This is a genomic window from Demequina sp. NBRC 110054 (assembly GCF_002090115.1).
GTDB lineage: Bacteria > Actinomycetota > Actinomycetes > Actinomycetales > Demequinaceae > Demequina.
The window spans coordinates 274871-286710 of record NZ_BBRK01000005.1 but is presented as its reverse complement, the minus strand read 5'-3'; the positions used below and the strand labels follow the sequence as shown (position 1 = coordinate 286710).

Below are 11840 nucleotides of genomic sequence, written 5' to 3'. Positions count from 1 at the left end.
GGTTGTGCCTATGGCTATTGAGATCGCTCCTTCGATCCTGTCGGCCGACTTCGCCAACCTCGAGTCCGAGATCACCAGCGTCGCTGGCGCCGACTGGGTCCACATCGACGTGATGGACGGGCACTTCGTGCCGAACCTCACGCTCGGGCTGCCCGTGCTCGAGCGCCTCGCCGAGGTGTCGCCCCTCCCGGTGGACGCCCACCTGATGATCGAGGATCCCGATCGCTGGGCCCCGCGCTACGCGGAGGCGGGAGCGACCTCGGTGACCTTCCACCTCGAGGCGGCGGCGGAGCCGGTGAGGATCGCCCGCGACCTGCGCGCCCTCGGCGCGCGCTCCTCGGTCGCGATCAAGCCCGACACCCCGGTCGACCAGGTGCTCGACGTGCTCGTCGAGTTCGACATGGTGCTCGTGATGACCGTCGAGCCGGGCTTCGGCGGGCAGTCGTTCATGCAGCACACCATGCCGAAGGTGACCGCGCTGCGCGAGGCGGCCACGGCGGCCGCGCACCCGCTGCGGATCGAGGTCGACGGCGGTGTGACGCGCGAGACGGCGCCGATCGTCGCGGCCGCGGGCGCCGACATGCTCGTCGCGGGCTCCGCGATCTACGGCGCCGCCGACCGCGCCGGGGAGATCGACGCCCTGCGCCGCATCGCTCAGGAGGCCGCCGATCATCGATGAGCTGACCCCGGACGCACGTCTCGACGATGAGGCGGCGATGGACCGCGCCGTGCTGCTTGCCGCGCAGGGGCCCCTGTGGGGACCGAACCCCCGTGTCGGCTGCGTGCTCACGGACGCCGAGGGCCGCGTGCTTGCGGAGGGCTGGCATCGCGGTGCGGGCACCCCGCACGCCGAGGCGGACGCCCTGGAGAGGGCCGCAGCCGAGGGAGCCGATGTGGCGGGTGCGACTGCCTATGTCACGCTCGAGCCCTGTACCCACACGGGGCGCACTGGCCCGTGTGCGGATGCGCTGACCGTCGCGGGCGTCGGCCGCGTGATCTACGCCGTCGAGGATCCCAACCCCGAGGCGTCGGGAGGCGGCTCTGTGCTGCGCGGCCGCGGCATCGACGCCGAGTTCGTGCCGCATCCCGGGGCGCGAGAGCTGAACTCTCGCTGGCTGCGCGCGATGGAGCTTGGCCGGCCGTACGTGATCGCGAAGTGGGCGCAGACCCTCGACGGGCGCACCGCCGCCGCGGACGGCTCGAGCTTCTGGATCACGGGCGAGCAGGCCCGCGGCCACGCCCACCACACGCGTGCCGCGGTCGACGCGATCCTCGTGGGCACCGGCACGGTGCGTGCCGACGACCCTGCGCTCAGCGCACGCCCGCCCGGCGTGCACACGCCTCACCAGCCGCTGCGGGTCGTCATGGGCATGGCGGACACGGCCGGCGCGAAGGTGTGGCGCGACGACAACGTGCTGGCGGCGCGGACGCACGACCCTGCCCAGGTGCTCGACATGCTGTGGCGGCGCGATGCGCGCACCCTGATGGTGGAGGGCGGAGCGATCGTCACCTCCGCGTTCCTGCGCGCGGGCCTCGTCGACGAGGTCCACGCGTACATCGCGCCCGCGCTGCTCGGCGCCGGTCCGACCGCCGTCGGCGACCTGGGAATCGGCACCATGACCGACGCGTTGAGAGGGTCGGACGTGACCGTGACGCGCCTCGGCGCGGATACCCTGGTCACAGCAGTGTTCACGAAAGGACCTTGATGTTCACCGGCATCGTCGAGTCGGTCGGCACGGTCATGGCCGTCACCGACAACGGCGCCCAGTCTCAGATCGCGATCTCCTCACCGGGGTTCGGCGGCGACTTCGTGCATGGCGAGTCGATCGCCGTGGACGGCGTGTGCCTCACGGTCGCGAGCCACTCGGGCGACACCTGGAACGCGGACGTCATGCGCGTCACGCTTCAGACCACCACCCTGTCCGACCTGAAGGTCGGTCAGCGCGTCAACCTCGAGCGCGCGATGCGTGCCGATGGGCGACTCGGCGGTCACATGATGCAGGGGCACGTCGACGGCGTCGCCGAGCTCGTGGCGCGCGACTCGCAGCCCGAGTGGACCGATCTCACCTTCCGCATCCCGGCGGACCTCGAGCGGTACGTCGTCGCGAAGGGCTCGATCGCGCTCAACGGCACGTCGCTCACGGTCGCGGCCCTCGAGGGCGACCTCGCGACCGTCTCGCTCATCCCGACCACGCTCGCGGAGACGGGCTTCGGAGACATGCAGGTCGGCGCACGCGCGAACGTCGAGGTCGACGTGATCGGCAAGTACGTCGAGAAGATGCTGGGAGCCCGCTCATGACCGCCGAGATGGTCGCGCTCGTCGAGCGCGCGCTCGAGGACATCCGCGCGGGGCGCCCCGTCCTCGTCGCCGACTCGCACGACCGCGAGGACGAGGCGGACTTCATCATGTCCGCCGAGCGCGCGACGGTCGAGTGGATCGCGTGGGGCATCCGGCACTCGTCGGGCTACCTGTGCGCCCCGATGACCGGCGACCGCGCGGACGCGCTCAAGCTGCCGCTCATGGTCCCGCAGAGCCAGGACCCGCGCCGCACCGCCTACACCGTGTCCGTGGACGCGGCGGAGGGCGTCACCACGGGCATCTCCGCCGCGGACCGCCACCACACGCTTCAGCTGCTCGCGGACGAGGACGCGGGCCACGAGGCCTTCATCCGTCCCGGCCACGTGCTTCCCCTGCGCGCCGTCGCCGGGGGAGTGCTGCATCGTCCCGGGCACACGGAGGCCGCGGTCGACCTGTGCCGGCTCGCCGGCGTCTCCCACGTGGGCGTGATCGCCGAGCTCGTGAACGACGACGGCACCATGATGCGGCAGGGCTCGGCGACGGCCCTCGCCGACAAGGAGGGCCTGGTCTTCCTCACCATCGCAGACCTCATCGCCTACCGGCGCCACGTCGGCGACCTCGCGGCCCCGGTCGGCCCGCAGCCGCACCGCGTGCTGCTCGAGGGCGAGGCGCGCCTGCCCACCGTCCACGGCGACGTGACCGTCCGCGGCTACCGCGACGCCCGCACCGGCGACGAGCACGTGGCGATGGTCGTGCCGCCGAAGGACGGAGTCGTGCCGATCGTGCGCGTGCACTCCGAGTGCCTCACCGGCGACGCCTTCGGCTCGCTGCGCTGCGACTGCGGACCCCAGCTCGACTCCGCCATCGCGCGCATCGTCGAGGAGGGCGGCGCGGTCGTGTACCTCACGGGGCACGAGGGTCGCGGCATCGGCATCCTGTCCAAGATCAAGGCGTACGGCCTTCAGGACCAGGGACGGGACACGGTCGACGCGAACACCGACCTGGGGCTGCCCGTCGACCGGCGCGAGTACGGCGCCGCGGCGGCGATCCTGCACGACCTGGGGCTGAGCGAGATCCGCCTGATGACCAACAACCCCGCGAAGGTCGAGGGGCTGCGAGCCTCCGGCATCGCGTGCGTGGAGAGGGTGCCGCATCACGTGGGCGCGCACCCGGAGAACGAGTTCTACCGCCAGACCAAGGTCGAGCGGATGGGACACCTGCAGGGAGAGGACGCATGAGCGGAGACGGCGCACCGGAGATCACGGTCGACGGGACGGGCCTCACGGTCGAGATCGTCGCGTCCTCGTGGCACACCGAGATCATGGACGGGCTCGTCGCGGGCGCCGTGCGGGCCGCCGAGGCGGCGGGCGCGTCGTATCGGGTGACCCGTGTCGCCGGAGCGTTCGAGCTCACGGTCGTCGCGGAGGCCCTCGCCCGGCGCGGTGCGGACGCGATCGCGAGCCTCGGAGTCGTCATCCGCGGAGGCACGCCGCACTTCGAGTACGTGTGCCAGTCGGTGACGCAGGGCCTCACGGACGTCGCTCGCGAGCACGCCGTTCCGGTCGGCTTCGGCATCCTCACGGTCGACACCGTGGAGCAGGCGCTGAACCGCGCGGGTCTGCCGGACTCGGAGGAGGACAAGGGCGCCGAGGCCGTCGAGGCGGCTCTCCAGACCGCCGTGACGCTGCGCACGCTGTAGCCCCACCACCGGCTGTCACCCGCTGTCGCAGGTCCCGCCTCAGCCCCGATAAGGTGGAGCGCGTGAAGACCTTCGAAGAGCTGTACACCGAGTTGAGCACCCGTGCTGCCGAGCGCCCCGAGGGCTCTGGCACCGTCGCCCTCCTGGACAAGGGCGTCCATGCCATCGGCAAGAAGCTCGTCGAGGAGGCCGCCGAGTCGTGGATGGCCGCCGAGTTCCAGTCGGACGAGGAGACCGCCGAGGAGATCTCTCAGCTGCTCTATCACGCGCAGGTGATGATGATCGCCAAGGGCCTGTCCCTCCAGGACGTCTACCGCTACCTGTAATCGGAGAAACAGTGCTTCGCATCGCCGTTCCCAACAAGGGCTCGCTGTCCGAGCCCGCATCCCAGCTCCTCAAGGAGGCCGGCTACAAGCAGCGCCGGGACACCCGTGAGCTCGTGCTGGTCGACGCCCGCAACGACGTCGAGTTCTTCTTCCTGCGGCCGCGCGACGTGGCCGTCTACGTCGGCTCCGGCACCGTCCAGGCCGGCATCACGGGCCGCGACCTCCTTCTCGACTCCGGTGCGCCCGCGGTCGAGCACCTCGAGCTCGGCTTCGGCGGCTCGACGTTCCGCTATGCCGCGGCCCCCGGCGTCGCCGGCTCGGTCGAGGACGTCCACGGCAAGCGCGTCGCGACGTCCTACCCGCGCCTCGTGAAGCACCACCTCAAGTCGTTCGGCGTCGAGGCCGACGTGGTCCGCCTCGACGGTGCGGTCGAGTCGTCGGTGCGCCTGGGCGTGGCCGACGTCGTCGCCGACGTCGTCTCGACCGGCACGACGCTGCGCGCCGCGGGCCTCGAGATCTTCGGCGACCCGATCCTGAAGTCCGAGGCGATCCTCATCAAGGGTCCCGACACGACGGACGACGAGATCGCCGTGCTCGTCGGTCGCCTGCGCGGCGTCCTCATGGCACGTCAGTACGTGATGGTCGACTACGACGTCGCTGCCGACAGGCTCGCGGACGCGCTCGCCGTCACCCCCGGCTTCGAGGGCCCTACGGTCTCGCCCCTGCACGGCTCGGACGGCTCCGCCGTGCGAGTGATGATCCCGCGTGTCGAGATGAACCACATCATGGACCAGCTCTACGCTGTCGGTGCCCGAGCCATCATCACCACCGAGCTGCTGGCGGTGCGGGTCTAGCCCGACACGTCGCCGAGGGGGAACATGGCAGCCGCACAGACGACGCCGACCGCGCGTCTTCTCAACCTGCTGGTGGCCCTCACCGACAGCCGTCGCAGCATGAGCCGCGAGGCGATCCGAGACACGGTCGAGGGCTACACGCGGGTACCGGCGGGTGCCTCGGACGCGGAGCTCAAGAAGGCGGACGCGTCCTTCGAGCGCATGTTCGAGCGCGACAAGGACGCGCTTCGCCACCTCGGGATCCCGCTGCTCACGGTCCAGGACGCGCACGGCACCGTGCTCGGCTATCGGATCGACGCGACGGACGCGGCCTTCCCCGTGCTCGACCTCACGCCGCCCGAGGTCGCGGTGCTGTCGATCGCGACCGCCTATTGGGAGGACGCGACCCTGGGCGACGATGCGCGCCAGGCCCTCACGAAGGTCTCCTCCGGGACCCTCGCGGGAGAGGCCGCACCGGTGCTGTCCGCGGGCCGCTCGAGCGCCGCGGGCGCAGCCGTCGCCGCGCTGCTCGAGGCGATCGAGGACCGCAGGCGGGTCGTCTTCGACTACTCGTCCGCGACCTCGGGGCTCACCGAGCGCTCCGTGCAGCCGTGGCGCCTGCTGACCCGCGGGGGCGCGTACTACTTCCAGGGCTACGACACGGTGCGCGACGCGCCCAGGACGTTCCGGCTCTCGCGCATCCAGGGCGACGTCGCGGCCACGGGGGAGAAGGACGCCTACGAGCTCCCGGCGACCTGGCCCGAGGCCTTCTCTCCGCAGCAGGGAGGCACCGCGGTGATCGCGGCCCGGCCCGAGACCGCGCACGCGCTGCGCGCGCGCGGCACGCAGATCGGCGCGGAGGGGGACTGGGACCTCATCCGCGTCCACTACCGCCACGCGGATGCGATGCGCGAGGAGGTGCTCGCCCTCGGCGGCGCCGCGCGCGTCGTCGAGCCCCAGGAGCTTGCGGCTCAGGTCGCGGAGCACGCGCGCGCCGCTCTGGAGGTGTGCCGTGGCTGAGAAGGCGATCCAGCAGGTCACCAGGATGCTGTCCATCCTGTCGCTGCTCCAGCATCAGGGCGAGGCGACCTTCGACGAGCTCGCCGAGAGGTTCGGCGTCACGCCCGAGCAGATCAGCAAGGACGTCTGGCTGCTGTTCATGACGGGCAAGCCGGGAGGCCTGAGCGACGAGTTCGTCGACTTCGACGGCGACGCGCTCGACGGGCGCATCGCGCGGCTGCGCGACGCCCAGGGCCTCACGCAGGTGAAGCTCAGCCCCCGCGAGGCGGTCGCGCTGCTGGGCTCGCTCGGGACGCTCGTCGCGTCCGGTGCCGCTCCCGATGCCGCCGCGACCGCGCTCGCCAAGCTGCGCGACGCGATCTCCGCCGCGCCCATGGAGGTGCTGCCGTCGACCGAGGTGGACCGCGCGCGCATCCAGGGTGTCCGTGACGGACTCGCGACGGGACGGGCCGTGCGGATCGTGTACGTCGACTCCCACGACAACCGCACCGAGCGCGTGATCGAGCCTCACCGCCTCGTCACGATCGAGGGCCTGGGCTACGTCGAGTGCTGGTGCCGTCGCGCCGGCGACCATCGGACCCTGCGCCTCGACCGCATCGTCTCGGCCGAGGTCTCGGACGATGCGGTGGTCACCCAGCCGGCGCAGGGGCTCGGCTTCTCGCTCGAGCCGAGGCTCGAGGCACGCGTGCGGGCGGGCCGGAGCGCCCGGTGGGCGTTCGAGGACTTCCCCGACGCGCGCATCGAGGACGCGGGCGACGACATCGTCGCGACCTTCTCGGTGTCCGACGCCGACTGGGCAGCCGGCCGGCTGCTCGCGGTGGGTCCGGCGCTGCGGTCTGTCGAGCCCGTCGTGCTCGCCGAGGCGGTCGCTCGGCATGCCGAGGCCGTTCTCTCAGCGCAGAACCTTTAGGGTCTGACGCGCCGGTACACTGAGCGGGCAACGAGCGAAGGAGAGATCATGGGCAGTTTCGGAGCCAGAGAGTGGATCATCATCGGATTGATCGTGCTCATTCTCTTCGGGGCGCCCAAGCTTCCTGAGTTCGCTCGCTCGCTCGGCAAGTCGATGCGCATCCTCAAGGACGAGACCAGGTCGCTGACCTCGGACGACTCTGCCACGGACTCCACGAGCAAGGGAACCGACGCCGCCGACGGCGACAAGCGTGGCGAGTAGGAGGGCCGCCCGCAAGGCGAACCCCGATGCGCGCATGGCGCTGCGCGACCACCTGGTCGAGCTGCGCAAGCGCATCACTCGCGCGGCCATCGGCATCATCGTCGGCGCCGTCGCGGGCTGGTTCCTCTACACCCCGGTCTACGAGGCGGTTCAGGCGCCCGTTCTCGAGCTGGCGGCGCGCGACGACGCGCTCGTGACCGTCAACTTCGGCGGCCTCGCGTCCGCATTGGACATGCAGCTCAAGGTCGCGGTGATCCTGGGCATCATCATCTCCTCGCCCTGGTGGCTCTATCAGCTGTGGGCCTTCGTCGCGCCCGGCATGCGCCAGGTCGAGCGGCGCTACACGATCGGCTTCATGGCCGCGGCGGTGCCCCTGTTCTTCGTCGGCATCTCTGTCGCATGGTTCGTGCTGCCCCAGGCCGTCACGATCCTCGTGGGATTCACCCCCGAGGGGGCGGCCAACGTCCTCGACGCGCAGATGTACCTGACCTTCGCGATGCGGCTCCTGCTCGCGTTCGGGCTCGCGTTCGTGTTCCCCGTGCTCATGGTCGCCCTCACGTGGGCGCGCGTCGTGCCCGCGCGCGTGTGGGCACGCGGCTGGCGCTGGGCGATCCTCATCATCGCGCTCGCCGCGGCGATGCTGACGCCGACGCCGGACGCGATCACGATGCTCATGCTCGCGGCGCCCATGACCGTGCTGTACTTCGTCGCGATCGGCGTGGGCTACCTGCGCGAGCGCCAGCGCGCACGCAAGAAGGCCTCCGAGGCGGACGAGGAGTCGGAGGCGGGCCTGTGAGCTCGCTCGGCGTCATCACCAACCCGACCTCCGGGTCCGGACGCGGCGCCAGGGCCGGCACCGAGGCCCTCGCGGCGCTCGCCGCGCGCGGGCACCGCCTGCGCGACCTCACCGCGGGGTCCTGGGCCGCGTCGCTCGACAACGCGCTGAGGCACCGGGACAGCCTCGACGCGCTCGTGGTCGTCGGCGGAGACGGGACCGTGCACCTCGGTGCGCAGGCATGCTCCGAGCATCCGCTCCCGCTCGGCGTCATCGCTGTCGGCTCGGGCAACGACCTCGCGGCGGCGTGGGGCCTTCCCGCCCACGACGTGAATGCCTCCGTCGCCGCGATCGACGAGGCGCTTCGCGTGGGCGATGCCCCCGCCATCGACGTCTCCGCCGTGACAGGACCCGCGATCGAGCATCCCTCGTCGCCCCGCTACGTGCTCGCGATCGCGTCTGCCGGGATCGATGCTGCGGTCGCCGCGCGCGCCCGCGTGATGACCTGGCCGCGTGGCCCGCTCAAGTACCGACTCGCGGTCCTCCAGGAGCTCCCGCGCTTCCGGCCCTACGGGGTCCGGATCGAGGCGGACGGCTCGTCCTGGACACAGGCCTGCACGCTCGTCGCGGTCGCGAACGGACCGCTGTTCGGCGGGGGCCTGCCCCTGTCGCCCGACTCGTCGTTCTTGGATGGGGAGCTGGAGCTCGTCGTCGCCGACGGGCTGACGCCCCGCGAGATCCTGCCGCTGTTCCGGGCGCTCGGCAAGGGCGAGCACCTCAGCGATCCCAGGGTGCGCATCGTCCAGGCGCGCGAGGTGACGATCTCCCACGATCCCGGCGCCGGTCGTCCCCTGCCGCCGGCCTTCGCCGACGGCGAGCTCGTCGGTGGCGGCCCCGTCACGGTGCGCGTCGTCCCGCGCGGACTGCGGGTCCTGGGCGCGCGCCCTCGGTAGCCTGAAGGCATGACGACACCGGCGGAACGCTATGCCGCCTCCCGACGCAGGAACCGCCACCGCGACCTCGTCGAGTTCGAGGAGTCCCTGTCCTTCCCCCTCGACCCGTTCCAGCGCGAGGCATGCGAGGCCGTCGCCGAGGGGCGGTCCGTGCTGGTCGCGGCACCCACCGGCGCGGGCAAGACGCTCGTGGGCGAGTACGCGATCCGGCACGCGTACGACAACGGCCTCAAGGCGTTCTACACGACGCCGATCAAGGCCCTGTCGAACCAGAAGTACCAGGACCTTCGCGCGGTCTACGGCGACTCGGCGGTCGGCCTGCTGACTGGTGACACCTCGGTCAACCCCGAGGCGGACATCGTCGTGATGACCACCGAGGTGGTCCGCAACATGATCTACGCGGGGTCCTCGACCCTCGACCGGCTCGGCGTCGTCGTCCTCGACGAGGTCCACTACCTCGCGGACCGGTTCCGCGGCTCGGTGTGGGAGGAGGTGATCATCCACCTCGACCAGATGACGTCCGTCATCGCGCTGTCCGCCACAGTCTCGAACGCCGAGGAGTTCGGCGCGTGGCTGTCCGAGGTCAGGGGCGACACCAAGATCGTGGTGAGCGAGCATCGTCCCGTTCCGCTGTGGCCGCACGTCCTCATCCGCGAGGGGATGTTCGATCTCTACGCCCCGGGAGTCAACGCCCAGGAGCCCGGGCCGAACCCCCGCATCAACCCCGAGGTCGAGGCGATCCTGCGCCGTCACGCGCACGCCGAGGGGCCGCGAGGCAAGCATGTGGTCGGCGGGCGCCGGGGGAGGGCCCGTCGCAGCCCGCCGCGCTTCGCCGTCGTCGATCAGCTCGACAGGCAGGGTCTGCTGCCCGCGATCGTGTTCGTCTTCTCGCGCGCGGGATGCGAGGACGCCGTGGACCAGGTCCGCGCCTCGGGCCTGACGCTCACGACGGATGAGGAGCGCGACGAGATCGCCGCGGTGATCGAGGAGCGCGTCGGGGGAGTGCCGTCCGAGGATCTTGGCGCGCTCGGCTTCCTGCACTGGCGCGACCACCTCGAGGCGGGCATCGCCGCGCACCACGCGGGGATGATCCCGCTGTTCAAGGAGATCGTCGAGGAGCTGTTCCGTCGGGGGCTCATCAAGGTCGTCTACGCGACCGAGACGCTCGCGCTCGGCATCAACATGCCCGCGCGCTCGGTCGTGCTCGAGAAGCTCGTCAAGTGGGACGGCCAGGGCCACAAGGACCTGACCGCGGGCGAGTACACGCAGCTCACGGGCCGCGCGGGCCGGCGCGGCATCGACGTCGAGGGTCACGCGGTGGTCGTCGAGCATCCCGGTCTCGACGTGCGTCAGCTCGGCTCCCTCGCGTCGAGGCGCACGTATCCGCTCATGAGCTCGTTCCAGCCGTCGTACAACATGGCCGTCAACCTGGTGCACACCGTCGGAGCGGAGCGAGCGCGCGAGGTGCTCGAGATGTCGTTCGCGCAGTTCCAGGCCGACCAGTCGGTCGTGGGCAAGGCGCGGCGCGCGCAGGAGCTCGAGCGGACCCTCGAGGGCTACGGCGAGGCCGTCGAGTGCGACCGGGGCGACTTCATGGAGTACGCCAAGCTGCGCCACGACCTGAACCGCCTCCAGAAGGGACAGAGCAAGGTCGCGAGCCGCAAGAAGCGCGAGGCGACCGCGGAGACGCTCGCGGGCCTCAAGCGCGGCGACGCGATCCGGATCGGCGGGGGACGGCGCGCGGGTGTCGCGGTCGTCGTCGTGCCGGACGATCGCGTCGACCAGCCCCGACCCGTCGTCGTGACCGACGCGGGCCGCCAGTACCGCCTCGCGGTGAACGAGCTGCACCACGGCCTGGACGTCGTCGGTGCGATCAAGGTGCCGCGTCGCTTCGACCACCTCAATGCGCGTCAGCGCCGCGAGCTCGGGCAGGTCATCGAGCAGGCCAAGGGCACCTTCGAGGCCCCGAGCCGCAAGGGACAGTCTGCGGCCCCGCACACTCCGGACGCCGAGATCACGCGGCTGCGCCAGCGGATGCAGGGCCACCCGTGCCACGCGTGCCCCGAGCGCGAGGACCACGCGCGGTGGGCCGAGCGCTACTTCAGGACGATGCGGGACAAGGACCGCGTGGTCGGGGAGATCCAGCGGGCGACAGGCTCGATCGCGCGAGTGTTCGACCGCCGCTGCGACGTGCTCGCGGAGCTCGGCTACCTCGTGCGCGAGTCCGCGCAGTGGGAGGTCTCCAGCGAGGGCGAGATGATGCGCCGCCTGTACTCCGAGAACGACCTGGTCATCGCGGAGTGCCTGCGCACGGGCGCATGGAACGAGCTGCAGGCCCCCGCGCTCGCCGCGGCGGTGTCGACGCTGATCTACAACGCGCGCCGCGAGGACGAGCTCAGGACGCCGCGCATCCCCGGAGGGCAGCACGGCACGCTCGGACGCGCGCTTCAGGAGACGGTGCGGGTGTGGTCGCGCGTGTCCGATCTCCAGGAGTCGCATCGCCTCGGCGAGCTGCCCGCGCCCGCGTGGGGAATCGTCGGGCCTATCCACGGCTGGACGCAGGGCAAGAGCCTCGACACGGTGCTCGCGGGCTCGGACATCGCCCCTGGCGACATGGTGCGCTGGTGCAAGCAGGTGATCGACGCGCTCGACCAGATCGCCGACGTCGCGCCCACGGAGACGCTGCGGAACCGTGCGCGGACCGCCATCACGGCCATGCGGCGAGGCGTGGTCGCGTACTGACCGCGCGCGCATAGGCTGTCTG

At 71.5% G+C, this 11840-nt stretch carries 13 protein-coding genes; all 13 read left to right on the top strand.

The features are described 5' to 3' along the window. The first annotated feature begins 10 nt into the window (after positions 1 to 10). Positions 11 to 679 (top strand): ribulose-phosphate 3-epimerase, encoded by a 669-nt coding sequence (gene rpe, locus B7K23_RS10615; protein WP_084126555.1) that lies wholly within the window; start codon positions 11 to 13, stop codon positions 677 to 679. Next, positions 669 to 1706 (top strand): bifunctional diaminohydroxyphosphoribosylaminopyrimidine deaminase/5-amino-6-(5-phosphoribosylamino)uracil reductase RibD, encoded by a 1038-nt coding sequence (gene ribD / locus B7K23_RS10610; RefSeq protein WP_375730885.1) that lies wholly within the window; start codon positions 669 to 671, stop codon positions 1704 to 1706. Before rpe ends, ribD begins: the two co-directional genes overlap by 11 nt. Next, positions 1706 to 2299: a riboflavin synthase gene (locus B7K23_RS10605; protein WP_084126553.1), complete on the top strand. Its 594-nt coding sequence runs from the start codon at positions 1706 to 1708 to the stop codon at positions 2297 to 2299. The genes ribD and B7K23_RS10605 overlap by 1 nt, the downstream gene beginning before the upstream one ends. Then, entirely contained in the window at positions 2296 to 3537 is a 1242-nt protein-coding gene (gene ribB, locus B7K23_RS10600; protein ID WP_084126552.1) for a 3,4-dihydroxy-2-butanone-4-phosphate synthase, read from the top strand. Before B7K23_RS10605 ends, ribB begins: the two co-directional genes overlap by 4 nt. Then, entirely contained in the window at positions 3534 to 3998 is a 465-nt protein-coding gene (ribH, locus tag B7K23_RS10595; RefSeq protein WP_084126551.1) for a 6,7-dimethyl-8-ribityllumazine synthase, read from the top strand. Before ribB ends, ribH begins: the two co-directional genes overlap by 4 nt. Positions 3999 to 4060: 62 nt before the next feature. Beyond that, positions 4061 to 4324, top strand: coding sequence for a phosphoribosyl-ATP diphosphatase (locus B7K23_RS10590; protein ID WP_084126550.1), 264 nt, complete (start codon positions 4061 to 4063; stop codon positions 4322 to 4324). Positions 4325 to 4335: 11 nt separating this feature from the next. Beyond that, a complete protein-coding gene (hisG, locus tag B7K23_RS10585; protein ID WP_084126549.1) occupies positions 4336 to 5178 on the top strand; it encodes an ATP phosphoribosyltransferase in 843 nt (280 codons plus the stop codon). A 24-nt stretch (positions 5179 to 5202) separates the two neighbouring features. Further along, positions 5203 to 6177: a YafY family protein gene (locus tag B7K23_RS10580; RefSeq protein ID WP_084126548.1), complete on the top strand. Its 975-nt coding sequence runs from the start codon at positions 5203 to 5205 to the stop codon at positions 6175 to 6177. Further along, positions 6170 to 7087, top strand: a complete 918-nt coding sequence (locus tag B7K23_RS10575; protein ID WP_159451389.1) for a YafY family protein — start codon at positions 6170 to 6172, stop codon at positions 7085 to 7087. The genes B7K23_RS10580 and B7K23_RS10575 overlap by 8 nt, the downstream gene beginning before the upstream one ends. Before the next feature lie 48 nt (positions 7088 to 7135). After that, on the top strand, positions 7136 to 7348 hold the full coding sequence (tatA, locus tag B7K23_RS10570) for a Sec-independent protein translocase subunit TatA (protein ID WP_084126546.1): 213 nt from the start codon (positions 7136 to 7138) through the stop codon (positions 7346 to 7348). Beyond that, positions 7338 to 8144 carry a twin-arginine translocase subunit TatC gene (tatC, locus tag B7K23_RS10565; protein WP_234996500.1) on the top strand — a complete coding sequence of 269 codons (807 nt, stop codon included), beginning with the start codon at positions 7338 to 7340 and terminating at the stop codon, positions 8142 to 8144. Before tatA ends, tatC begins: the two co-directional genes overlap by 11 nt. After that, on the top strand, positions 8141 to 9076 hold the full coding sequence (locus B7K23_RS10560) for a diacylglycerol kinase family protein (RefSeq protein ID WP_084126544.1): 936 nt from the start codon (positions 8141 to 8143) through the stop codon (positions 9074 to 9076). Before tatC ends, B7K23_RS10560 begins: the two co-directional genes overlap by 4 nt. Positions 9077 to 9085: 9 nt before the next feature. Continuing rightward, the gene (locus B7K23_RS10555) at positions 9086 to 11818 is read left to right on the top strand and encodes an RNA helicase (RefSeq protein WP_084126543.1); all 2733 of its coding nucleotides are present in this window, start codon (positions 9086 to 9088) and stop codon (positions 11816 to 11818) included. Positions 11819 to 11840: the final 22 nt, after the last annotated feature.

Coding starts and splice junctions, on each gene's coding strand:
- B7K23_RS10605 (WP_084126553.1), top strand. CDS start 1,706: ATGTTCACCGGCATCGTCGAGTCGGTCGGCACGGTCATGGCCGTCACC.
- B7K23_RS10555 (WP_084126543.1), top strand. CDS start 9,086: ATGACGACACCGGCGGAACGCTATGCCGCCTCCCGACGCAGGAACCGC.
- tatA (WP_084126546.1), top strand. CDS start 7,136: ATGGGCAGTTTCGGAGCCAGAGAGTGGATCATCATCGGATTGATCGTG.
- rpe (WP_084126555.1), top strand. CDS start 11: ATGGCTATTGAGATCGCTCCTTCGATCCTGTCGGCCGACTTCGCCAAC.
- ribH (WP_084126551.1), top strand. CDS start 3,534: ATGAGCGGAGACGGCGCACCGGAGATCACGGTCGACGGGACGGGCCTC.
- B7K23_RS10580 (WP_084126548.1), top strand. CDS start 5,203: ATGGCAGCCGCACAGACGACGCCGACCGCGCGTCTTCTCAACCTGCTG.
- ribB (WP_084126552.1), top strand. CDS start 2,296: ATGACCGCCGAGATGGTCGCGCTCGTCGAGCGCGCGCTCGAGGACATC.